The following is a 21762-nucleotide window of genomic DNA, read 5'->3' on the forward strand; positions in this document are numbered from 1 at the left end:
ACGAAGCGGCGCGCCCCAGGAAGGAACTCTCGACAGTGAAGCTTCAGCGCAAGAACCGGGTTCGCGCCCTCGCCGTTGGCGCTCTCGCCGTCTCCGGTGCCCTGGCCCTGACGGCGTGCGGCTCCGACGACACCAGCGCGTCCGGTGGCACCGGCACCTCCGCCGCCCCCGCCAGCATCAAGTGCGAGGGCAAGGGCAAGCTGCGCGCCTCCGGCTCGTCGGCGCAGAAGAACGCCATGGACGTCTGGGTGCAGAACTACGCGGGCGCCTGCAAGGACACCGAGATCAACTACCAGCCGACCGGCTCCGGCGCCGGCATCACCACCTTCCTCCAGGGCCAGACGGCCTTCGCCGGATCCGACTCGGCGCTCAAGCCCGAAGAGGTCGCCAAGTCGCAGAAGATCTGCAAGGGCGGCCAGGCGATCAACCTCCCGATGGTCGGCGGCCCGATCGCGGTCGGCTACAACGTCCCCGGCGTGGACAACCTCGTCCTGGACGCCCCGACCCTCGCCAAGATCTTCGACGCGCAGATCACCAACTGGAACGACGCGGCGATCAAGAAGCTGAACCCGGGCGCCTCGCTGCCCGACCTCAAGATCCAGGCGTTCCACCGCTCCGACGACTCGGGCACCACCGACAACTTCACCAAATACCTCAAGGGCGCGGCCCCTGACGCCTGGAAGCACGAGCCCGCGAAGACCTGGGAGGGCAAGGGCGGCCAGGCGGCCTCCGGCTCGGCCGGCGTCTCCTCGCAGGTCAAGCAGACCAGTGGCGCGATCTCGTACTTCGAGCTGTCGTACGCGACGGCCGGCAAGATCCCCACGGTCAAGATCAACACCGGCGCCAAGGCCCCGGTCGACGCCACCGTCGACAACGCCTCCAAGGCCATCGCCGAGGCCAAGCAGACCGGCAAGGGCGACGACCTCGCCCTCCAGCTCAACTACGCCACCAAGGCCGAGGGCGCCTACCCGATCACCCTGGTGACGTACGAGATCGCCTGTGACAAGGGCAACAAGGCCGCCACCCTGCCGGCCACCAAGTCCTTCCTCACCTACATCGCGGGCAAGGACGGCCAGGCCGCGCTCAAGGACCTGGGCTACGCCCCGCTGCCCACCGAGATCGCCGACAAGGTCCGCAAGACCGTCGCGACGCTCGCCTGACGAACCGGGCGGCGGCCCCCGGGCCGCCGCCCTTCCGGTGCACCGCCGCGCCAGGAGCCCACCGGCTCCGCAGACCGGAGAAACCATGAACCCTCAAGCGCCTTCGTCACCCGACGCCCCGCCCCTGCCACCCCCGCCGGCCGCCGGACCCTCCGCGATCTCCGGCAAGGCCGTACGCCCGGGTGACCGGATCTTCCTCGGGCTCTCCCGCGGATCCGGCATCACCCTCCTGGTGATCATGGCGGCGATAGCGGCGTTCCTGACCTACCGCTCCGTCCTCGCGATATCCGGCGACCACGCCAACTTCTTCACCACGCTCGACTGGAACGCCACCGGCGCCGAGCCCGAGTTCGGCATCGCGGTCCTGGCGTTCGGCACGGTCGTCAGCGCCGTGCTCGCGATGGTCATCGCGGTTCCGGTCGCGGTCGGCATCGCGCTGTTCATCTCGCACTACGCCCCGCGCAAGCTGGCCTCCCCGCTCGGCTACGTCATCGACCTGCTCGCCGCGGTGCCCAGCATCATCTACGGCCTGTGGGGCGCGCTGTTCCTCGTCCCGCACCTGACCGGCCTCTACAGCTGGCTGGACGACTACCTCGGCTGGACCGGCATCTTCAGCTACAGCGGCGGCGCCGCCCGCTCGCTGTTCACCGTCGGCATCCTGCTCGCGATCATGATCCTGCCGATCGTGACCAGCGTCAGCCGCGAGGTCTTCCTCCAGGCGCCGAAGATGCACGAGGAAGCCGCGCTGGCGCTCGGCGCCACCCGCTGGGAAGTCATCCGGATGTCGGTGCTCCCCTTCGGCCGCTCCGGCGTCATCAGCGCCTCGATGCTCGGCCTGGGCCGCGCGCTCGGCGAGACGATGGCCGTCGCCACGGTCCTCTCGCCCAGCTTCCTGATCAACACCAGCCTGCTCGACCCGGGCGGCGGCACCTTCGCGCAGAACATCGCCGCCAAGTTCAGCGAGGCCGACACCTTCGGCCAGGACGCGCTGATCGCCTCCGGCCTCGTCCTCTTCGTGATCACGCTGCTGGTCAACGGCGCGGCCCGCCTGATCATCGCCCGGCGCAAGGAGTACTCGTGATGACCGACGTCATGACGGACCGGCGACCGCTCGCCGGACAGCCCGGCGACCCGCTGCCGGTCTCTCTCAAGCAGGCCAGGCTCCCCCGCTGGAGCCCGCCGGTCATCGCGCTGGTCTCGGTCGCGGTCGCGGTCGGCATCGGTCTGGTGGCCGGTCTGGAGAGCCGGATCCAGTGGGGCCTGATCGCCGCCCTGCTCTTCATCGCCGGCACCTACGCGCTGGCCACGGCCGTCGAAGGCCGCAGGCAGGCCAAGGACCGGCTGGCCACCAGCCTGGTCTGGATCGCGTTCCTGCTCGCCGTGGTCCCGCTGGCCTCCCTGCTGTGGGAGACCGTCGCGCGCGGCACCAAGGTCCTCAGCCCCTACTTCCTGTCGCACTCGATGGGCACCGTCCCTGACGCACTGCCCGGCGGCGGCATCTACCACGCGATCATCGGCACCCTGGAGCAGGTCGGCCTGGCCACCCTGATCGCGGCGCCGCTCGGCCTGTTCACCGCGATCTACCTCGTCGAGTACGGCGGCGGCAAGCTCGCCAAGACCGTCACCTTCTTCGTCGACGTGATGACCGGCATCCCGTCCATCGTGGCCGGCCTGTTCGTGCTCTCCGTCTGGATCCTGATCCTCGGCTTCGGCCCTTCCGGGTTCGCCGGCTCTATGGCGCTGGCGATCTTGATGATGCCGGTCGTGGTCCGCTCCACCGAAGAGATGCTCAAGCTGGTGCCCAACGAGCTGCGCGAGGCGTCGCTGGCCCTCGGCGTCCCGAAGTGGCGCACCATCCTCAAGGTCGTCCTGCCGACGTCGATCGGCGGGATCACCACCGGCGTGATGCTGGCCGTCGCCCGCATCGCCGGCGAGACCGCACCCGTGATGCTGCTGGTCTGGGGGGCGAAGACGATCAACAACAACCCCTTCGAAGACGCCCAGCAGTCCCTGCCGCTCTACGTCTTCCAGCAGTGGCAGCAGGGCTCCGACGCCTCGTACGACCGCGCATGGGCGGCGGCGCTGGTCCTCATCGCCTTCGTGATGGTCCTCAACCTGGTGGCCCGCGGCATCGCCCGCTGGAAGGCCCCCTCAACCGGCCGCTGACCGCAGCGCAACGAAAGAAGCAGTGATCTCCATGGCCAAGCGAATCGACGTCAGCGGCCTTTCCGCCTACTACGGCAGCCACAAGGCCATCGACGACATCTCCATGAGCGTCGAGCCCCGCTCGGTGACCGCCTTCATCGGCCCGTCCGGCTGCGGCAAGTCGACCTTCCTGCGCACCCTGAACCGCATGCACGAGGTCACCCCCGGCGGCCGTGTCGAGGGCAAGGTGCTGCTGGACGACGAGGACCTCTACGGCTCCGGTGTCGACCCGGTGGCGGTCCGCCGCACCGTCGGCATGGTCTTCCAGCGTCCGAACCCGTTCCCCACGATGTCGATCTTCGACAACGTCGCGGCGGGGCTGCGGCTCAACGGCACCGCCAAGAAGGGCGACCTCAAGGACATCGTCGAGAAGTCCCTCAAGGGCGCCAACCTCTGGAACGAGGTCAAGGACCGCCTGAACAAGCCGGGCTCGGGCCTCTCCGGCGGCCAGCAGCAGCGGCTGTGCATCGCCCGCGCCATCGCGGTCGAACCGCAGGTGCTGCTGATGGACGAGCCCTGCTCGGCGCTCGACCCGATCTCCACGCTCGCCGTCGAGGACCTGATCGGCGAGCTGAAGGAGCGCTTCACGATCGTCATCGTGACGCACAACATGCAGCAGGCGGCCCGGGTGTCGGACCGCACGGCGTTCTTCAACCTCGCCGCCGTCGGACAGCCCGGCAAGCTGGTCGAGATCGACGAGACCGAGCGGATCTTCTCCAACCCCTCGGTCCAGGCCACCGAGGACTACATCTCCGGCCGCTTCGGCTGAGCCGCCCGCCGGTCCTGGCCCGGCCCCGCGCGTCCTGCGGTGCTGCATGGCGGTGCCACCGCAGGACGAAGGGCCCGCCCCACCTTCCCGGTGGGACGGGCCCTCTCCTTGATCGAACGCGGATCGAGCGCGGCAGGGCCGCTAGCCGAAGGCCAGCTGGACGACCCAGTACGCGAGCGCCGCGACCAGCGCCGCCGCCGGCATGGTGATGAACCAGCCCATCACGATGTTCTTGGCGACACCCCAGCGCACCGCGCGCGAGCCCTTGGTCGAGCCCACGCCCATGATCGCGGAGGTGATGACATGCGTGGTGGAGATCGGCGCGTGGAACATGAACGACGCGGTGTACATGACCGAGGCGGCCGTGGTCTCCGCGGCGAAGCCCTGCGGCGGGTCCAGCTCGATGATCCGGCGGCCCAGGGTCCGCATGATGCGCCAGCCACCCGCGTACGTACCGAGCGACAGGGTGATCGCGCAGACCAGCTTGACCCAGATCGGGATCGCGTCGTTCGCGTCCTGGACATCGGCGATGACCAGCGCCATCACCACGATGCCCATCGTCTTCTGGGCATCCTGGAGACCGTGCCCGAGCGCCATGCCCGCCGCCGAGACGGTCTGCGCTATGCGGAAACCGCGCTTCGCCTTGTGCGGGTTGGACCTGCGGAACAGCCACAGGATGACGACCATCACCAGATAGCCGAGCACCAGGCCGATGACCGGGGAGATGAACATCGGCAGGACGACCTTCTCGATCACCCCGGACCAGATCACCTCGGTGCCCCCCGCGAGCGCCGCGCCGACCATGCCGCCGAACAGTGCGTGCGAGGACGAGGACGGCAGTCCGAAATACCAGGTGACGAGGTTCCAGACGACCGCGCCGACCAGCGCGGCGAACAGGATGCCCATCCCCTTGTCGCCCTCGGGAGTGGAGATCAGCCCTTCACTGACCGTCTTGGCGACCCCGCTGCCCAGGAAGGCACCTGCGAGGTTCATCACGGCGGCCATCGCCAGCGCCGCTCGCGGCGTCAGCGCGCGGGTCGAGACCGAGGTCGCGATGGCGTTCGCGGAGTCGTGGAAGCCGTTGGTGTATGTGAAACCGAGCGCGACCGCGATGGTCACGATGAGCGTGAAGGTGTCCATGGCCGGGGCTCAGGACTCCTTTACCGCGATGGTCTCGACGGTGTTGGCCACATGCTCGAAGGCGTCGGCCGCCTCTTCCAGGATGTCCACGATCTGCTTGAGCTTGAGCACCTCGATGGCGTCGTACTTGCCGTTGAAGAGGTGGGCGAGCAGCTTGCGGTGGATCTGGTCGGCCTGGTTCTCCAGGCGGTTGACCTCGATCCAGTACTCGGTGAGGTTCGACATCGTCCGCAGATTCGGCATCGCCTCGGCGGTCAGCTCGGCCGCCCGCGCCAGCACCTCGATCTGCTGGTCGACGCCCTTGGGCAGCTCCTCGACCTTGTAGAGGACGACCAGGTCGACGGCCTCTTCCATGAAGTCCATGATGTCGTCGAGCGACGAGGCGAGGTTGTAGATGTCCTCGCGGTCGAACGGCGTGATGAAGGAGGAGTTCAGTTGGTGGAAGATCGCGTGGGTCGCGTCGTCACCTGCGTGCTCCGCCGCCCGCATCCTCTCGGCGATCTCTGCCCGCGCGGAGGCGTCCGCCCCGAGCAGTTCCATCAGGAGCTTCGAGCCCGTGACGATGTTGTCCGCAGAGGCGGCGAACATGTCGTAGAAGCTCGTCTCCCTGGGGGTCAGACGAAAGCGCACGTGAAATCCTCGGGGTGCATCGGATTCGGTCGAGTTGATGCTAGGCGCATCATCCAGCCACTGCTAACCAGCATTCCTTCAGTGTCGCCCATCGGGCAGCATGCTCTGCACGGGGTACCTCGGGTGCCCGCAAAATTCGGTACCATATACCCACCAGGGGTATATGGATCGCTGAGATACCACGGGAGACGGCCATGACGACCACGGACGCCGACACCAACGGCACCACCGCAGCCGCCGCGGCCGACCACAGCCCCGAGCCGAAAACCGCCCCCCAGGGCGACCCGAATGCCGTGACCGATCATGATCGCGGTATTCACGGCTACGCCCAGCAAAAAGAGGCCCACCTCAAGCGGTTGCGCCGTATCGAGGGCCAGATCCGCGGCCTCCAGCGCATGCTCGAAGAGGATGTCTACTGCATCGACATACTCACCCAGGTCTCGGCGAGCACGAAGGGCCTCCAGTCCTTCGGACTCCAACTCCTGCAAGAGCACCTGCGGCACTGCGTCGCCGACGCCGCGGTGAAGGGCCCCGAGGCGATCGACGCCAAGGTCCAGGAGGCGACGAAGGCCATCGAGCGGATGCTGCGGACCTGACACCGGCCGCACGACCGGGCGCTCAGCCCAGGAATCCGGTGCCCCGACGGCCCGCGCGCCGCACCGGCCGCCGCCCGTACACCCTGCGTACGCCCCCGCCGTCAACTCTGCCCCGCCGGCCACCCACCCTTCCGGGCCCGCCGCCCGCAGCAGCCCACGTCCAGCAGTTCGTCGATACGGTCCCGGCTCAGCCGGTCCTCGCTCGCGGCAGCCGCGGCGATCATCAACTCCCCGGCCAGGTCGATCTCGACGAGGGCTACGTGGTCCTGGACCCCCGCATTGCGGTTCACGGCCACGGACTCCACCTCCTCCTTCGAGCGCCTGCTCATCTGCCGCCGTCCAGCGTAGGGAGGGACGCACACGCGGCGCATGGCACGGAAGGACCATTTCCGCCACCGGGCACGAGCATCCGTCACCGGCCCACCAGGCCCCGGCACCCGCACCGGAGTTCACCCGCGGACGGCCGAAAAGCGACGGTCGAAAAGGGAATTGCGGACGCCTCGACGACTACCGCCCGGTCGCCGCGATCTTCCCCGCGTAGATGTCACCCCGCTCGGGCAGCGCCACCGCGGCTTTCCTCCCGAAATCACCGAGTTGAGTGGTGGACGTCACCGATGCCCCCTTCGCCGACCCGTTGGCGAAGTGATAGCTCTGCCGCACCTTGCGCAGCCGTCCTGCCTCGTCCAGATACGCGTCGAACGGCACCCGGCGCGTGGTGAACCCTTTCTCCGCCGCCGTCAACGCGGGCTTCGTACGCGCCGACGCGGCACCCGCCGCCGCCCCGATGTCCGTCGTCCCGCTGTAGTGCCGCACCGCGACCCCGTCCAGCCGCTGAGCGCCCCGGTACGTCACCTGCCCTGCGCCGCGCAGCAGTTCGGCGGCGGTCAGCGGATCGGTGGCGCCGCCGGTGACCAGGTTCCCGTCCGCCAGCGACGTGGAGTCGACCCGCACCCACTTGTCGGCCGGCACCCCCGCCCCGCGGTTCTTCATGTACAGCACGCCGGGCGCGATGATCTCCGTGACCGGCGGTCGCGGCCCGCCGCGCTCCCCCGCGGGATCGGGCAGCACCAGCTCCAACTGCCCCCTGCCCGCACGGAAGTCGTAGCTGCCGGTGCCGCGGATCGCGACGCGGGTGCCGCCGCTCACCGTCTCCATCGTCGACCTGATCCGCGCGCCGCCGGCCCGCAGCAGCGCGTCGGCGGTGCGCCGCACGTCCTCGACGGCCGATCCGGTCGGCGGCAGATCGTCGGCGGCCACCCCGTCGGGCGAGCAGCCCGCCGTCAGCGCACCCGCCAGAACCGCCCCGCACGCCACGGCCGCGAAGGCCGCCCCTCTGCCTCGCCTGCCCTGCACCACCATCGCGTACGAGCCCCTTCGGCCGCTGTGTCATGGGCGATCGGCCCGGGACGCCAGAGCCGGACCGCCCCGCTCCGGACGGTCGCGCGTGGTACCGACCGCCCCGTTCAACGACCGTTCGAAGGGCCCGTCACGCGGGCGTCACCCCAGGGCGCGTAGCGTGGCGGGGTGACCGACCGCGCCCCACAGCACCCACCGTCAGGCACCGCACCGGGCACCGCACCCCGGCCCGTCCCCTGCCCCTCCCGCGCGCCGGACGACACCCGGGCCCCGGCGCAGCACCACACCTCCACCGCCGAACGCGGCTCCTTCATCCTGGCGAGCTGCACCTGCGGCTGGCGCGGCGCGGCCCGCCGGGCCCGTTCGCAGGCCCGCACGGACGCCGAGCGCCATCTGACCGCCGAGGGATCGGCCCCCGCCTGAGCGGCTTTCCGGAACGAGTCCGTCCAGTCCGGGAACCCCCAACGCCCGTGCCGCATCTGGGTAAAGAGACGACAAGCCAGCAGACCGGGCGCCGACGGACTCGCACGCCCCCGGAGACCCGCCTCCGGGGACACCCCGAGAGCGCCTCCCCAGAGCCTCGGCCGGGGAAGGCGTACCGCAGCGGCCACCCGGCGAGATGCCCCGTGACCGCCGGCCGGGCCGGTGGCCGGACGGCACGACAACAAGGGGGACATCCCAGTGAAGCGGCGCACACTCCTGCAAACCGGCGGCGGCCTCGCGGTAGCTTCGGTCGCCATGACCGGTTGCGACAGCACCAAGGGCACGGCGGGCGCTTCCCCCGCCGGTTCGGGCACGGCCGCAGGGGGTGCGGGCGCACTGAACACCAGCACCGCGTCCGGCTCCGCGCAGGCCGCCAAGTCACCTGCCACCAAGGCGAGTTGGAGCGCACTGTCCAAGGATTTGGACGGCACGCTCATCCGCGCGTCCGACGCGGCGTACGCCACCGCCCGCCGCCTCTACAACACCCGCTACGACGGGCTGAAGCCGTCCGCCGTCGCCTACGTCGAGCATCCGTCGGACATCGCCGCCTGCCTCGCCTTCGCCCGCCGCTACAACACCCCGGTCGCCATCCGCAGCGGCGGCCACTCCTACGCGGGCTACTCCAGCGGCAACGGCAAGCTCATCATCGACGTCTCCGCACTCTCCAAGGTCTCCGCGCCGTCCGCGGGCACCACCCGGATAGGCGCCGGCGCCAAGCTCATCGACGTCTACCAGGGCCTGGGCGCGCACGGCGTCACCGTTCCCGGCGGCTCCTGCCCCACGGTCGCCATCTCCGGGCTCACCCTCGGCGGCGGCCACGGCGTGACCTCCCGCGCCTACGGCCTGACCTGCGACAGCCTCGTCGGCGCCACCCTCGTCACCGCCGACGGCAAGACCGTCGACTGCGACAAGTCCCGCCACCCGGACCTCTTCTGGGCGCTGCGCGGCGCGGGCAACGGCAACTTCGGTGTGGTCACCGAACTCCGCTTCCGCACCCACCCGGCGCCGCGCTCCGTCATGGCGTACATGACCTGGCCGTGGGCCAAGGCGGCCAAGGTGCTGGGCTCCTGGCAGAAGTGGGGCCCGGTGCAGGCCGACGAGATATGGTCCGCCTGCCATCTCGACGCGCGGCCGGGCGGCACCCCCGTCGTCGCCGTCGCCGCGTTCTCCCTCGGCAGCTACCGCGACCTGCAGAACGCCGTCGACAAGCTCGCCGACCAGCCGGGCGGCCCCGGCCCCGCCACCAGCGTGCACCTCACCCCCATCGACCACCTGGACGCGATGGAGGCGTACGCCGGCTGCTCGTCCAAGTCCGCCGCGCAGTGCCACATGCCGGGCGCGCTGCCAGGACACACCGGCGCCGGCCAGCTGGGCCGCGAGACGTACGCGGCCCGCTCGCACTTCTACGACCGCTCGCTGTCGGCGGCCGGCATCCAGACCGTGCTGAGCCAGATCGAGAGCGCGGGCCACAAGGGCGTCAACGGCAACATCGCGCTGACCGCGCTGGGCGGCGCGATCAACCGCGTCGGCCGCACCGACACCGCGTTCGTGCACCGCGGTTCACGGTTCCTCGCCCAGTACCTGGCGTCCTGGCCGGCCGGCGGCTCGTCCGGGAGCCGCACCGCCTGGCTCGACTCCTTCCACGGCGCCATGCGCCGTCACGCATCGGGCGCCGCCTACCAGAACTACACCGACGCGGCCCTCACCGACTGGAAATCCGCGTACTTCGGACCGGCCGCCGCCCGCCTGGACAAGGTCAAGCAGACCTACGATCCGCAGCGGCTCTTCAGCACGTTTCCGCAGGCACTGTGACGCATCACCCGGAATGCACCGGGAGGCACAGAAAGGCCGTCAACAAGCCACCGCCACATGCCTCCTGCTAGAGTTTCGGGCCGCACATCACCATTCGCACGGCGAATGCAAGACACACGGGGAAATACATGCGTCCTGCCCGAATTCTCACGACCCTGCTCACCGCCGGCGCCGTATCCGCGCTGGCCACCGCGCCCGCGTACGCGGTGAGCTACACGGCCCACCCGCACCTCATCAACCGCGGATACGCCACGTACAACAACTCCGCCAACACGCTCAAGGTGTGCGACACCGCGGCCGACGGATACAGCGTCGTGGCGGTTATCGAGGACGACTGGAACAGCAACGGGTACATCATGAAAAAGGGAAACGGAAAGTGCCGGACCTACCACCCGCTGAGCCGTCTGAACGACGGCAAGCGCTTCTCCCTCCAGCTGCGTCTGGCGAAGGGAAAGAAGCCCGTCAAGGGCAGCGACGGGGCGATTGTCTGGGGCACCCTGTAACCCTCTGAATGACTGTCGGAGAAACTCTCCGAATAGGCAAAGGCCCGGCCCCCCGAAGGGACCGGGCCTTTCCGCTGCGGCCAACCGACCACCGCTCACGCGGCCAGATCGCTGTCCCGCCCCTCGCGCCGCGGCAGCGCCGCCCCGGTGGTCATCGCCAGGCCGCCGGGCACCTCATCGGGCTCCGCCACCCCGGCCGCGCGCCCATCCGCCGTCTCCGGCACCCCGGGCGCCCGCACCAGCCGGCCGGCCCGCGACCGCCCGAGCCGGGTCATCAGCGGGACCAACAGCGCCTGCGCGGGCGGCGCGAGCAGCAGCGCGACGGCGGTACCCAGTGCGAACCCGCCGATCACGTCCGTCGGGTAGTGCACCCCCATGTAGACGCGGCAGAACCCTTCCAGCAGCGCCAGGCCGATCCCGATCAGCCCGTACTTGCGGTGGGCGATGAACAGGCCGACGCCGACCGCCATCGTCAGCGCCGCGTGATCGCTGACGAACGAGAAGTCGCTCTTGCCCGGGATCAGCACCGCCATCCCGGCGTGGTCCTCGAACGGCCGCGGACGCTCGACGAACGCCCGGATCGGAATGTTGACCAGCAGCGCGAGGCCGGCGGCCAGCGGCGCCCACACCAGACCGGCGACGGCGGACGGCGCGCCGGGCCTGCGGCGCGCGGCCCACCAGGCGACCAGACACAGCACGGCGAGGCCGGCGATGATGCCGTATTCGCCGAGGTACTCCATCGCGCGGTTGACCCAGTGCGGGGCGTCCTTCGCGAGGCCGTTGATGCCGTCGAGTACGTCGACATCGGGGTTCGGCCCCTCGAATGCGAGTACAGCCATCTGCCATGGCCCCTTATCTTCCGCGCGCGCGAGCGCCGTGTGTCTGCCGCCAACCCCCGTGGTCGTCGAGCCTTGCCGCCATGTCACCGCGCCGAACGCGCGGGTCACGCCTGCTGTATCCCACGACAAGAAAACGCGCCTGCCGTCGCGGGCGTTCCACTCTCTACCGGATGATCACCAGCCTGTTATCCAAGCTTGACTCGTCACCGCAGTTCAGGGCCTTATGTTCACGCAGCGTTCGCGTTCGGCAGTGCTTTTGCGCCATCCGACGTGACGCGGGTCGCCCCCATGTAGTCCGGCGCATCGATCTTGTCGAACCGGATGACGGCACCGGTGTGCGGCGCGTTGATCATGTATCCACCCCCCACATAGATCCCCACGTGGTGGATCGACCGCGGGTCCGTCAGATCGTTCGCGAAGAACACCAGGTCGCCGGGGAGCAGTTCGTCGCGCTTCGGGTGCGGCCCGGCGTTCCACTGGTCGTTCGCCACCCGCGGCAGCTCGACCCCGACCGTGCGGTACGCGGCCTGCGTCAGACCGGAGCAGTCGAACCGCCCGTTCTGCCCGGAGGTGCCCGTCCCGCCCCAGAGATACGGCGTGCCGAGCTTCTCCTGCGCGTAGTAGATCGCGGACGCCGCCTGCTTCGACGGCGCGACCCGTCCCACCGGCGCCTCGAAGCTCTTCGCCAGCGTCGTGATCGTCTTCACGTAGTTCTGCGTCTCGCCGTACGGCGGCACGCCGTTGTACTGGATCACGCGGTACGCCCCCGCGTTGTACGCGGCGAGCATGTTGTGGGTGGCGTCACCCGGCGCGTCCTTCACGTACTTCGCCAGCTCGCAGTCGTACGAGGCCGCCGACGGAATGGCGTCCTCCGGATCCCAGACGTCCTTCTTGCCGTCACCGTTCCCGTCGATGCCGTGCGTCTGCCACGTCCCCGGGATGAACTGCGCGATCCCCTGCGCGGCGGCCGGGCTCTGCGCCTTCGGGTTCCAGCCGCTCTCCTGATAGAGCTGCGCCGCGAGCAGCGAAGGGCTGATGGCCGGGCACAGCGTGCCCCACTTCTGCACCAGCGACTGATACGCGGCCGGCACCGCGCCCTTGGCGAGGCCGGCCGCCCGGCCACCCGCCGCGCTCACCATCCCCGCCGCGGCCGTGTACGTCCCGACCACGAGCAGCGCGACAAGACAGAGCATCAGCCCTGCCCCTATCCCACCGGCAATCCAGAATTTACGCACCCCTCAACCCTCCCCCATCCGGGCCCGGTTCACCGCTTTTTCCCCCGTACACCCGTGAGTTCCCGCCGCACAGCGGCGCACGGAACAGCGCAGGGGGCGCTCGCACAGTACCCACACCGGCCCGCCACCCGAAGCCCCGCACCGGAACCGGCCACTCCGTACGCCGCCCCGCCCGGCCCCGTCGCGTGACCGGTCCGCGGTGCGCGACACTGGGCGGACACCGAGGACGGGACGCCATGGACCCCAACAACCAGAAGCAGCTCAACAAGCACCTGTGGTGGCGGGTCGCGTACTTTCTCTTCGCGATCCACCTCGTCGCGCTCCTCATGGTCTTCGCGATGTCCCACGCGCCCAAGTAGCGGCGCCCCCCGCACGGCGCGGGGTTTCGGACAGCCTCCCGGATCCCCCCGATGATCATTGCCCACGGTTACCGTACGTGATACACACAGTGAGACTAATAGGTCCGGTGGACAACGTGCGGGCCGATCCTCACGCCACCCCCACGGGATCCGCAAAAGAAAGCCGTCAAGTCGACATCCGATGGTGTCTTCGTCGGCGAAGATGGTCGGCGAAGATAGACACTGCCCCGCACCGTACGGCACGGGGCCACAACTACCCATAAGGGGCGGTGAGTTCACAAATGTTCATTGCGGCCGAAAAGGGCGACATCACCACCATCATCGGCGGAATCGCCCCGGACTGGGGCCCGTTCGGGAGCCTGGGCAACGAAGCCCGCGTGATGGTCGAGGTGATCATGGCGATCGCCATCCTGCTGTGCCTCGGCATCGCGATCTGGGGCGCCGCGAAACAGCGCATCGGCGCCACCGCGCTCCGCGACACCTTCAGCGCCGAACAGGGCAAGGGCCTGATCGTCGCCGGCCTCACCGGAGTCTTCATCATCGGCTCCCTGGGGACGCTCTTCACCATCGTCTACGGCATGGCGGTCTGACCGCACCCACGCGACCGCGCCGCACACCCGGATGCCGCGCGGTCCCGGGCGCGCCCGTCCCGGCGCCGCCACCGTGCGCCCCCACCCGCCGCCCCTCCGCCGCCCCGATGCCTCCGTCCACCCCCCGACCGGCCCCACCTCCTCAGCCGAGGCCCCATGCTGACGCCTGCTCAACCCGGCCCGACCGAACCGCCCCCGCGCCTGAACACCGCCGCGACCAGCGGTCCGGTTGGGCTGCCCGCCGCGTGGGGACAGGTCGCTCCGGAGAGAAGAAGGCGACGGCCGACCCCCACGGACATGGAGCACGCGATGGGTACAAATACCCCGGAGTCCCCCATTCGCCTCTGCGGCCCGGCATCTGAGGACCCGTCACGGTGAGATGTACTCGTACCACCGCACCCACACCGCCACCCGCGCGGCTACGGTCATATGGGGGCGGCACAACTACGGCGGACACGGCAATGGCGGTTGAGGGGGCACGGGCGCGATGAGTATCGGCGATGACGGCGGCTACGGCGGCGGCGACTACAGCAGTCCCGCGGGCCAGACCCGCACCAGACTTCCGGACGGCGAGGGCGACACCTACGGCTCGGGGCGAAGGACCCGGGGCGGCCTGTCGAGCCGTAACCTCGTCACGATCGTCGGCGTGGTGGTCCTGCTGATCGCCGCCATCGCCTTCGCCAACCGCAGCGGCGGCGCATCCGGCAGCCAGGACAGCGCCGACGACGCCCCGGGCCCGGCCGGCGCCCCCGCCGCCCGGTCCACCGCCCCCACCGGCACCAAACCGGTCGACGGCAAAAACGGCACCATCGCCGCCGGCTTCGCCAAGACGGCACAGGGCGCACAGTCGGCGGCGGCGAACTACGCGGTGGCGCTGGGGTCGGCCGACATGTTCAAGCCCACCGCACGGCACACGATCGTCAAGCAGGTCTTCGCGCCCGCCACGGCCGCCGGCATGCAGGGCAAGCTCGACGCGACGTACTCGACCGGCTTCCTCAAGAAGCTCGGCCTCGACGCGAACGGCAACGCCGCCAAGGGCATGACCTACATCTCCCGCACCGTCCCCGTCGGCACCAAGCTCGTCAAGCTCGACGGCGACACCGCGAACCTCGAAGTGTGGTGCACGGGCCTCTTCGGTACCGCGGGCGCGAAGTCGACGACCCCGGTGACGACCGACTGGTTCACCACACACCTGCAACTGAAGTGGGCCGCCGGGGACTGGAAGGTCGAGGGCTTCTCCCGAGAGGACGGCCCCGCCCCGGTCAACGGCGACAACAAGACGTCCGGCGCAGGCCAGATCACCGATGCGGTCAAGCAGTACGGAGGGTTCACCTATGCCCGGTAGCCGACCCAGCCGCGCCCGCACCGTCACCGCCCTGTTGGTGGGCCTGCAGACCACGGTCTTCATGCTGGCCACCCGCGCGATGGCCGCGCCGGGCCCCACCCCGTCACCCGGCGCGAGCGACGACCCCTGCCAGCTCGTACCCGGCCAGGCCAAGGAGTTCTGCCAGTCCGGCGACAAAGCCGGCGCCGGCACCCCCAAAACCCCCAGCCTCACCGACAACAACCCCCTGGACCCCCTCTCCTCCCTCGCCCAGGGCTGCGCCAAGGCCGCCGCCTGGATCGTCGACAAGCTGGCCGACGCCGTGAAGTCGACGTCGCAGGTGGACTTCACCAACGCCGCGTTCCTGCGCCAGTACGCCGTCGTGTTCGCCGCGTCGACGGTGCTCACGCTGGTGCTGTGGCTGCTCGCCGTCGCCAAGCGCGCGGTGCGCGGAGTGCGGCTCACGGAAGCGATCGGCGAGGCCGTCGGATTCCTCTGGCTGACCGTGCTCGCGTCCGCCTTCACGCCCCTGATCCTCTACACCGTCGTCTCGGCGACCGACGGCATCACCGAGATCATCGCGAAGGGCACAGGCGCGAAGACCGACACGTTCTTCGGCGCGTTCTCCGAGGCGCTGACCAAGGGCACCGACATCGGCGGCGGCCCGATCATGCTGATCGTCGTCTCGCTGGTGTCCGTGCTGGCCGCCGGCGTGCTCTGGCTCGAACTGGTGGTCAGGGCCGCGCTGCTGTACGTCGGCGCGCTGCTGGGAACCGTCGTGTACGCCGGGCTCGTCGACAAGAACATGTGGGGCCACGTCCGCCGCTGGGCCGGCATCATGATCGCGGTGATCATGGTGAAGCCGGTGATCGTGATCGTGCTGGGCATCGCCGGCGCGCTCTCGTCCGACGAGGGCCCCAACGCCTTCTCCGCCGTCGTGTCCGGCCTCGCGATCATCATCCTCGCGATCTTCGCCAGCGCGGTGATCTACCGCTTCGTCCCCGGCTTCGGCGACGACATGGTCTCCGCCCGTACGACCAAGGGCCGCGCCACCGACGGCAGCCAGGCCGCCGCGATGATCTCCTCACCCGCCGCGCTGGTGTCCCAGGGCATCAAGACCCACAGCACCCGCAAGTCGGGCGACGGCGGCAGCCAGGCCCAGGGCGGCGGCCAGTCCTCCGCGGGCGGCGTGGCGGGCGGCGTCGCGGCGCACAGCTCACGCTCCGGCCGCGGCCAGGCGCCCGCCACCCCCGCACCCCGTACGAACCCCGGCCCGAGCGCCGGCGCCCACACCGGCAAGTCAGCAGGAGGTGATGGGCGTTGAGCACGCAGTCCCACCCGGTCGCGCCCCGTCGGACGTATCTGATCGGCCGCGCCCGGCCCAACGCCGTCGTCGGCAAGAACCGCGAGACCGGCGAGATCGCACTGATCATCGCCGCCGCGTTCATCGGCATGGTGTGCGGACTGGCGATCGGCTCCCTGGCCCTGAAGATCGCGAGCCTCGTCGGCTTCCCCGTACTCGGCCTGGCCGCCGTCTACGTCCCGTACAAGGGCCGGACGTTCTACAAGTGGTTCGAGATCAACCGCAGCTACCGCAGGACCGTACGGCGCGGCACCGCCTACCGCTCCGGCGCGGCCGAGGCCGGCGTCCGTCTTGACGGCCGCGAGGTCGAGATCGGCCCGCCCCCCGGCATCGGCCGCATCAACTGGCTCGCCGCGCCCTTCGGCCCCGACGAGATCGCCGTCCTGCTGCACGCCGACCGCCGTACGGTGACCGCCGCCATCGAGATCGAGGGCCCCGGCGTCGGCCTGCGCGACAGCGAGGACCAGGAAGCCCTCGTCGACCGCTTCGGGACGCTGCTCAAGCACGTGGCCAACGGCGACGGCTTCGTCACCCGCCTCCAGATGCTCGCCCGCACCCTGCCCGCCGACCCGGACGCACATGCCAAGGACGTCGCCCAGCGCGGCGACCAGTCCGCCCCCGCGTGGCTCCAGGAGTCCTACGAGCAGCTCCAGTCGATGGTCTCCACCTCGTCCGAGCAGCACCGCGCCTACCTCGTGGCCTGCATGCACTACGACCGCGAACTCGCCGCCGAGGCCCACACCATGGCCCGCGCCGCCCGCGCGCAGCGTGGCGGCCCGGCCCGCGACAAGCTCGACCGCGACGCCGGCCTCGCCGTCGTCATGGCCCGCGAGCTGACCGACATCTGCGCCCGCCTCGCCGAGGCCGACATCCGCGTCCGCCAGCCCCTGGGCCAGGCCCGCCTCGCCTCCCTCGTGCACTCCATGTACGACCCGGACCACCCCATCGACCACATCCAGGCGATGAGCAAGCGCAACGCCTGGCCGGCCGAGCTGGACGCGATGGAGCCGACCTACCTCCAGGCCAAGACCCGCGAATCGACCACCCGCGCCCCCTGGTGCCACTCCACCGCCTGGATCAAGGAGTGGCCGCTGACCCCGGTGGGCGTCAACTTCCTGGCGCCCCTCCTGGTGCACACCCCGGACGTGATCCGCACGGTCGCCGTCTGCATGGACCTGGAACCCACCGAGATCGCCATCGAGCGGATGCTGACGGAGAAGACCAACGACGACGCGGAAGCCAGCCGCGCGGCGAAGATGAACCGCGTCGTCGACCCCCGCGACGTCGCCCACCACGGACGCGTCGACCAGCGCGGCGAAGACCTCGCGTCCGGAGCCGCCGGCGTGAACATCGTCGGCTACCTCACCGTCTCCTCCCGCTCACCCGAGGCACTCGCCCGCGACAAGCGCACCATCCGCGCCTCCGCCGGCAAGTCGTACCTCAAGCTGGAGTGGTGCGACCGCGAGCACCACCGCGCGTTCGTCAACACCCTGCCGTTCGCGACCGGGATCCGCCGCTAAAGCCGCTGGGAGGCGCGTACGTCATGGCCATGCTCGATCCGCTCGCAGCGCTCACCGACGCATTCACCAGCTTCCTGTTCGGGAAGGTGGAGACGACGCGGCTGCCCGTACGCACCTCCACAGGACAGGCCCAGGCCGTCTACCTGCCCACCGCGGCCCCCGGCCTCGGCGACTCCGGCGTCATCATCGGCCGCGAGGTCTACAGCGGCAAGGGCTACATCTACGACCCGTTCCAGCTGTACGGCCAGCAGCTGCCCGCCCCCCACTGGCTGGTACTCGGCGAATCCGGCAACGGCAAGTCCGCGCTGGAGAAGACCTACGTCCTGCGCCAGCTCCGCTTCCGCGACCGCCAGGTCGTCGTCCTGGACGCCCAGGGCGAGGACGGCGTCGGCGAGTGGAACCTCATCGCCGAGGAACTGGGCATCACCCCCATCCGCCTCGACCCCACCGCCGCGCTCAACGGCGGCATCCGCCTCAACCCCCTCGACCCCTCGATCACCACCACCGGACAGCTCGCCCTGCTCCGCACGATCATCGAGGTCGCGATGGGCCACGGCCTGGACGAACGCTCCGGCTTCGCCCTCAAGGTCGCGCACGCCACGGTGCTCGGCGAGTTCGGCGCGGCAGCCGACGAGCAGTCAGGACACCCACGGCAGCCGGTACTCACCGACATCGTCGAGCAGCTGCGGCACCCGGAAGCGGAAGCCGCCGAGGCGATGAACGTCGACATAGACGATGTCCGGGCCTGGGGCCTCGACGTCGCGCTCGTCCTCGACCGCCTCGTCGACGGTGACCTGCGCGGCATGTTCGACGGCCCGACCACCGCCGGCATCGACCTCGACGCCCCCCTGATCGTCTTCGACCTCTCCCACATCGACCGCAACTCCATCGCCATGCCGATCCTGATGGCCATCGTCGGCGTCTGGCTCGAACACACCTGGATCCGCCCCGACCGCAAGAAGCGCATCTTCCTGGTGGAAGAGGCATGGCACATCATCAACTCCCCCTTCGTCGCCCAGCTCTTCCAACGGCTGCTGAAGTTCGGCCGCCGCCTGGGCCTGTCCTTCGTCGCCGTCGTCCACCACCTCAGTGACGTCGTCGACGGCGCCGCCGCACGCGAAGCCGCCGCGATCCTCAAGATGGCCTCCACCCGCACCATCTACGCCCAGAAAGCCGACGAGGCACGCGCCACAGGACAGGTACTCGGCCTGCCGCGCTGGGCCGTCGAGATCATCCCGACCCTGACACCGGGCATCGCCGTATGGGACGTCAACGGCAACGTCCAGGTCGTCAAACACCTCATCACGGAAGCCGAACGCCCGCTGGTCTACACCGACCGGGCGATGACCGAGGCATCCGCGATGTCCACGTCCCTGGCCACCCCCACGGACGAGGCACGCGCCATCGAAGAAGCAGCGGACGCCGAAGCGGAGGAGCGCGCCGAAGCCCTGGCGATGGCACGTCAGATGCGGGACGAGTCGAGCGAGACGGTGGCGTGAGGCGCGGCTACGAGCAGGACCCCAGGGAAGCGAACGGGTACCCGGACGGCGGCCGGTACGCACCCCGCAGCGGCGGCCGGGAACGCGGCGTCCCCGACTCCCTCCTCATCGGCCTGCTCGCCTTCCTCCTCGGCCTGACCCTGCTGGTCTGGACGGCCACCGGCCTGGCCGGCCTCTTCACCCACGGCGCCTGGCCTGACCGCGTCAGCTACTCAGGCACCCCCATGGCGCTGCGTCATCTCGTCGCCGCGCCCCACGACTTGGCCGCCGCCTGGCCGCAGACCCCCAAGCCCCAGCTCTCCGGATACGGCCTCTTCTGGGGCATCCTGATCGGCGAGCTGATGGTGCTGCTGGTCCTGACGATCTTCGCGATGGGGACGGTGACGCGGTACCGCGCGGTCCGGCGCACCCGCCGCGCCGCGGCCCGGCGCGCGGCCCTGGACGCGGCCGACCGCGAAGCGGCCCGCAAGGCGGCAGCCCAGGACGGCACTCCCGCGACACCGCCCCACGTCCAGGAGACCGCCACCCCAGCGCAGCCAACGGCCGCCGCACCGTCCCCACCCGCCACCGACAGCGGCCCCGCCCTCCACAAGGACCCCACCACCCCCGCCGACCCCGTACCCGTCATCCCTCTCTCCGCGACCGCGCTCGCCGCCCTCTACCCGGACGACCCCGCAGCAGGACCGCTCCCCGAACAGCGCACACCCGCACCCCCGGGCTCCCCGCTCGCCGGACCCGCCGTCCCCCGCGTCAGGTACGGCGCCGACCGCGCCGCGGCGACCGCCGAGGCCCTGGCCGCGATCACCGCCGCCGAGGGCCCGCTCATCGTCGCCACCACCGAACCCGCCCTCTGGTCCGAGACCAAGGACGCCCGCGCCAAACTCGGCCCGGTCCTGGCCTACGACCCGACGCACCGCCTCGACACCCCGGCCCGCCTCCGCTGGTCGCCCACCGACGGCTGCCAGGACATCGCCGTCGCCACCGCCCGCGCCGCCGCGCTGCTCACCCCCGTACGCCCGCCGAGCACCCTGGACACCGCCGCCGTCGACGCCGCCCAGACCCTGCTGCGCTGCTGGCTGCACGCGGCGGAGGTGGACGGCCGCCCGTTCCGGCAGCTACACCGCTGGGCACACGCCACCGGCGCCACCCAGGAGCCCGTACGGATCCTCCGGACCAACCCCCAGGCGTCCGCGGGCCAGGCCGGCGAACTCGAATCGGTGCTGACCGCATACGCCGACCGCCGCGAGCAGGCGAAGGAACTGGTCGGCCGCGCGCTGAGCGCCCTCGGCTCGATCCACATCCGGGACGCCTGCAATCCGCACCGACCGGATTCGCTCGTTCTCGAATCATTCATCGCCGAGGGGGGAACCCTCTACGTGGTGGGCGAGTCCCTGGAGGACCCGCGCACCGATCCGGGTGCGATGCCCCTGCTCACCGCACTCCTCTCGCACGTGGTCGAGCACGGCCGCCGCATGGCCGAACGGTCATCTGACGGTCGGCTCGACCCACCACTCACCCTGGTACTCGACGACATCGCCGCCCTGGCCCCGCTGCCCGCACTGCCCGACCTCCTCACGACGGGCCCGGACCGCGGTCTGCTGACCCTCGCGACGATGCGCTCCCAGGAACAGGCCCGCGCCCGCTGGCCCCGCGCCACCCTCCCGGCGTGACACCGGCCGGCGGCAGGCCCTAACAGCGCGTCAGAGCCATCTCCCGCTCGGTCGCCGCCGCGTCCTTCGGATCGGTCATGGACCGCCCTGTCTCGACGAAGCCCAGCGCCCGGTAGAGCGCGGTGGCCGGCGCGTTCCCTGTGTGCACCCACAGCCGCACCCGGTCGACGGCCGGCTCCGACAGGCTCCACGACCAGCTGAGCGCCGCCTCGAACAGCTCCCGCGACAGCCCGGTCCCCCGGTGCTCGGGACGCACGTACACACCGACGATCCGGGCCTGCGGCACCTCGCCTTCCGTCTCCCGCAGCACCACGACCATGCCGCCCCAACTGCCGTCGGGGCCTTCCCCGATGAGCGTCAGAGCCACCCCGCCGTCATCGCTCCGCTCGGCCCGCCGCTGCCAGAACTCGGGCGGCTGGGCCGCGGCTTCCTCGAACGTCTCGTGGAACGCCACCCGCGCCACCGGATCGGCCAGGGCCGCCAGCCGCAGCTCCTTGAACCGCTTCCACTCGTCCGCCTGTACCGGCCTGATCATGTACGCCATCGGCTCAGCATCGCAGCGCACGCACCCGCTGGCCAGTGAAATCGGGCCTGTCTTGTGGGCGTAAAGAGTCCCGGGAACGCAAAAAAGCTCCGGTCCCTGAACCAAAAGGTCCAGGAACCGGAGCTGAAAAATTGTTCGGCGGCGTCCTACTCTCCCACAGAGTCC

At 70.4% G+C, this 21762-nt stretch carries 22 protein-coding genes; 15 read left to right on the forward strand and 7 right to left on the reverse strand.

Annotated elements, in window-relative coordinates; genetic code table 11:
• Positions 1-35: 35 nt before the first annotated feature.
• From pstS to pstB, 4 genes are all read left to right on the forward strand, one after another.
• On the forward strand, positions 36-1160 hold the full coding sequence (gene pstS, locus ACGFNI_RS35095) for a phosphate ABC transporter substrate-binding protein PstS (RefSeq protein WP_393689684.1): 1125 nt from the start codon (positions 36-38) through the stop codon (positions 1158-1160).
• 85 nt (positions 1161-1245) lie between these two features.
• Complete coding sequence (gene pstC / locus ACGFNI_RS35100) at positions 1246-2241, forward strand: phosphate ABC transporter permease subunit PstC (protein WP_393689686.1); 996 nt, start codon at positions 1246-1248, stop codon at positions 2239-2241.
• Positions 2241-3326 carry a phosphate ABC transporter permease PstA gene (gene pstA, locus ACGFNI_RS35105; protein ID WP_393689688.1) on the forward strand — a complete coding sequence of 362 codons (1086 nt, stop codon included), beginning with the start codon at positions 2241-2243 and terminating at the stop codon, positions 3324-3326. The genes pstC and pstA overlap by 1 nt, the downstream gene beginning before the upstream one ends.
• Before the next feature lie 31 nt (positions 3327-3357).
• Positions 3358-4134, forward strand: coding sequence for a phosphate ABC transporter ATP-binding protein PstB (pstB, locus tag ACGFNI_RS35110; protein WP_393689690.1), 777 nt, complete (start codon positions 3358-3360; stop codon positions 4132-4134).
• 141 nt (positions 4135-4275) lie between these two features.
• On the opposite strand, the gene ACGFNI_RS35115 is transcribed toward pstB, so the two are convergent.
• A complete protein-coding gene (locus ACGFNI_RS35115) occupies positions 4276-5274 on the reverse strand; it encodes an anion permease (RefSeq protein ID WP_393689692.1) in 999 nt (332 codons plus the stop codon).
• A 9-nt stretch (positions 5275-5283) separates the two neighbouring features.
• Positions 5284-5904, reverse strand: a complete 621-nt coding sequence (locus tag ACGFNI_RS35120; RefSeq protein ID WP_006603963.1) for a DUF47 domain-containing protein — start codon at positions 5902-5904, stop codon at positions 5284-5286.
• A 194-nt stretch (positions 5905-6098) separates the two neighbouring features.
• Here ACGFNI_RS35120 and ACGFNI_RS35125 point away from each other — a divergent pair, with 194 nt between their 5' ends.
• Positions 6099-6500 (forward strand): metal-sensitive transcriptional regulator, encoded by a 402-nt coding sequence (locus ACGFNI_RS35125; RefSeq protein ID WP_393689694.1) that lies wholly within the window; start codon positions 6099-6101, stop codon positions 6498-6500.
• A 101-nt stretch (positions 6501-6601) separates the two neighbouring features.
• Here ACGFNI_RS35125 and ACGFNI_RS35130 read toward each other — a convergent pair whose 3' ends face one another.
• Both ACGFNI_RS35130 and ACGFNI_RS35135 read right to left on the reverse strand, forming a co-directional pair.
• Entirely contained in the window at positions 6602-6829 is a 228-nt protein-coding gene (locus ACGFNI_RS35130; protein WP_393689696.1) for a hypothetical protein, read from the reverse strand.
• Positions 6830-7007: 178 nt separating this feature from the next.
• Positions 7008-7859 (reverse strand): hypothetical protein, encoded by an 852-nt coding sequence (locus ACGFNI_RS35135; RefSeq protein WP_393689698.1) that lies wholly within the window; start codon positions 7857-7859, stop codon positions 7008-7010.
• Positions 7860-8024: 165 nt separating this feature from the next.
• Between ACGFNI_RS35135 and ACGFNI_RS35140 the strand changes: the two genes are divergently transcribed.
• The 3 genes from ACGFNI_RS35140 (at position 8025) to ACGFNI_RS35150 (ending at position 10654) form a co-directional block, all read left to right on the forward strand.
• A complete protein-coding gene (locus ACGFNI_RS35140; protein WP_393689699.1) occupies positions 8025-8279 on the forward strand; it encodes a hypothetical protein in 255 nt (84 codons plus the stop codon).
• A 258-nt stretch (positions 8280-8537) separates the two neighbouring features.
• Positions 8538-10151, forward strand: coding sequence for an FAD-binding oxidoreductase (locus ACGFNI_RS35145; RefSeq protein WP_393689701.1), 1614 nt, complete (start codon positions 8538-8540; stop codon positions 10149-10151).
• A 128-nt stretch (positions 10152-10279) separates the two neighbouring features.
• The gene (locus tag ACGFNI_RS35150) at positions 10280-10654 is read left to right on the forward strand and encodes a hypothetical protein (protein ID WP_393689703.1); all 375 of its coding nucleotides are present in this window, start codon (positions 10280-10282) and stop codon (positions 10652-10654) included.
• Between the two features lie 95 nt (positions 10655-10749).
• On the opposite strand, the gene ACGFNI_RS35155 is transcribed toward ACGFNI_RS35150, so the two are convergent.
• Together ACGFNI_RS35155 and ACGFNI_RS35160 are read right to left on the reverse strand one after the other, a co-directional pair.
• On the reverse strand, positions 10750-11493 hold the full coding sequence (locus ACGFNI_RS35155; RefSeq protein ID WP_393689704.1) for a phosphatase PAP2 family protein: 744 nt from the start codon (positions 11491-11493) through the stop codon (positions 10750-10752).
• 227 nt (positions 11494-11720) lie between these two features.
• Positions 11721-12686, reverse strand: coding sequence for an NlpC/P60 family protein (locus tag ACGFNI_RS35160; protein ID WP_393689705.1), 966 nt, complete (start codon positions 12684-12686; stop codon positions 11721-11723).
• Positions 12687-12964: 278 nt separating this feature from the next.
• Here ACGFNI_RS35160 and ACGFNI_RS35165 point away from each other — a divergent pair, with 278 nt between their 5' ends.
• From ACGFNI_RS35165 to ACGFNI_RS35195, 7 genes are all read left to right on the forward strand, one after another.
• The gene (locus ACGFNI_RS35165) at positions 12965-13087 is read left to right on the forward strand and encodes a hypothetical protein (protein ID WP_393689707.1); all 123 of its coding nucleotides are present in this window, start codon (positions 12965-12967) and stop codon (positions 13085-13087) included.
• A gap of 281 nt (positions 13088-13368) precedes the next feature.
• Positions 13369-13677, forward strand: a complete 309-nt coding sequence (locus ACGFNI_RS35170; RefSeq protein WP_393689708.1) for a hypothetical protein — start codon at positions 13369-13371, stop codon at positions 13675-13677.
• A gap of 487 nt (positions 13678-14164) precedes the next feature.
• Positions 14165-15022, forward strand: coding sequence for a hypothetical protein (locus ACGFNI_RS35175; protein ID WP_393689710.1), 858 nt, complete (start codon positions 14165-14167; stop codon positions 15020-15022).
• Complete coding sequence (locus tag ACGFNI_RS35180; protein WP_393689712.1) at positions 15012-16325, forward strand: hypothetical protein; 1314 nt, start codon at positions 15012-15014, stop codon at positions 16323-16325. Before ACGFNI_RS35175 ends, ACGFNI_RS35180 begins: the two co-directional genes overlap by 11 nt.
• Positions 16322-17884: an SCO6880 family protein gene (locus tag ACGFNI_RS35185; protein ID WP_393689713.1), complete on the forward strand. Its 1563-nt coding sequence runs from the start codon at positions 16322-16324 to the stop codon at positions 17882-17884. The genes ACGFNI_RS35180 and ACGFNI_RS35185 overlap by 4 nt, the downstream gene beginning before the upstream one ends.
• Before the next feature lie 29 nt (positions 17885-17913).
• A complete protein-coding gene (locus tag ACGFNI_RS35190) occupies positions 17914-19383 on the forward strand; it encodes an ATP-binding protein (RefSeq protein WP_393689719.1) in 1470 nt (489 codons plus the stop codon).
• Positions 19380-21053, forward strand: a complete 1674-nt coding sequence (locus ACGFNI_RS35195) for a type VI secretion protein (RefSeq protein ID WP_393689715.1) — start codon at positions 19380-19382, stop codon at positions 21051-21053. The genes ACGFNI_RS35190 and ACGFNI_RS35195 overlap by 4 nt, the downstream gene beginning before the upstream one ends.
• Before the next feature lie 19 nt (positions 21054-21072).
• On the opposite strand, the gene ACGFNI_RS35200 is transcribed toward ACGFNI_RS35195, so the two are convergent.
• Complete coding sequence (locus ACGFNI_RS35200; protein WP_393689717.1) at positions 21073-21597, reverse strand: GNAT family N-acetyltransferase; 525 nt, start codon at positions 21595-21597, stop codon at positions 21073-21075.
• Positions 21598-21762: the final 165 nt, after the last annotated feature.

The organism is Streptomyces sp. NPDC048644 (assembly GCF_043199105.1).
In the GTDB taxonomy this organism is placed as follows: Bacteria; Actinomycetota; Actinomycetes; order Streptomycetales; family Streptomycetaceae; genus Streptomyces.

Coding starts and splice junctions, on each gene's coding strand:
- pstC (WP_393689686.1), top strand. CDS start 1,246: ATGAACCCTCAAGCGCCTTCGTCACCCGACGCCCCGCCCCTGCCACCC.
- pstA (WP_393689688.1), top strand. CDS start 2,241: ATGACCGACGTCATGACGGACCGGCGACCGCTCGCCGGACAGCCCGGC.
- pstB (WP_393689690.1), top strand. CDS start 3,358: ATGGCCAAGCGAATCGACGTCAGCGGCCTTTCCGCCTACTACGGCAGC.
- ACGFNI_RS35115 (WP_393689692.1), bottom strand. CDS start 5,274: ATGGACACCTTCACGCTCATCGTGACCATCGCGGTCGCGCTCGGTTTC.
- ACGFNI_RS35125 (WP_393689694.1), top strand. CDS start 6,099: ATGACGACCACGGACGCCGACACCAACGGCACCACCGCAGCCGCCGCG.
- ACGFNI_RS35130 (WP_393689696.1), bottom strand. CDS start 6,829: ATGAGCAGGCGCTCGAAGGAGGAGGTGGAGTCCGTGGCCGTGAACCGC.
- ACGFNI_RS35135 (WP_393689698.1), bottom strand. CDS start 7,859: ATGGTGGTGCAGGGCAGGCGAGGCAGAGGGGCGGCCTTCGCGGCCGTG.
- ACGFNI_RS35150 (WP_393689703.1), top strand. CDS start 10,280: ATGCGTCCTGCCCGAATTCTCACGACCCTGCTCACCGCCGGCGCCGTA.
- ACGFNI_RS35155 (WP_393689704.1), bottom strand. CDS start 11,493: ATGGCTGTACTCGCATTCGAGGGGCCGAACCCCGATGTCGACGTACTC.
- ACGFNI_RS35160 (WP_393689705.1), bottom strand. CDS start 12,686: ATGCTCTGTCTTGTCGCGCTGCTCGTGGTCGGGACGTACACGGCCGCG.
- ACGFNI_RS35165 (WP_393689707.1), top strand. CDS start 12,965: ATGGACCCCAACAACCAGAAGCAGCTCAACAAGCACCTGTGGTGGCGG.
- ACGFNI_RS35170 (WP_393689708.1), top strand. CDS start 13,369: ATGTTCATTGCGGCCGAAAAGGGCGACATCACCACCATCATCGGCGGA.
- ACGFNI_RS35175 (WP_393689710.1), top strand. CDS start 14,165: ATGAGTATCGGCGATGACGGCGGCTACGGCGGCGGCGACTACAGCAGT.
- ACGFNI_RS35180 (WP_393689712.1), top strand. CDS start 15,012: ATGCCCGGTAGCCGACCCAGCCGCGCCCGCACCGTCACCGCCCTGTTG.
- ACGFNI_RS35190 (WP_393689719.1), top strand. CDS start 17,914: ATGCTCGATCCGCTCGCAGCGCTCACCGACGCATTCACCAGCTTCCTG.
- ACGFNI_RS35200 (WP_393689717.1), bottom strand. CDS start 21,597: ATGGCGTACATGATCAGGCCGGTACAGGCGGACGAGTGGAAGCGGTTC.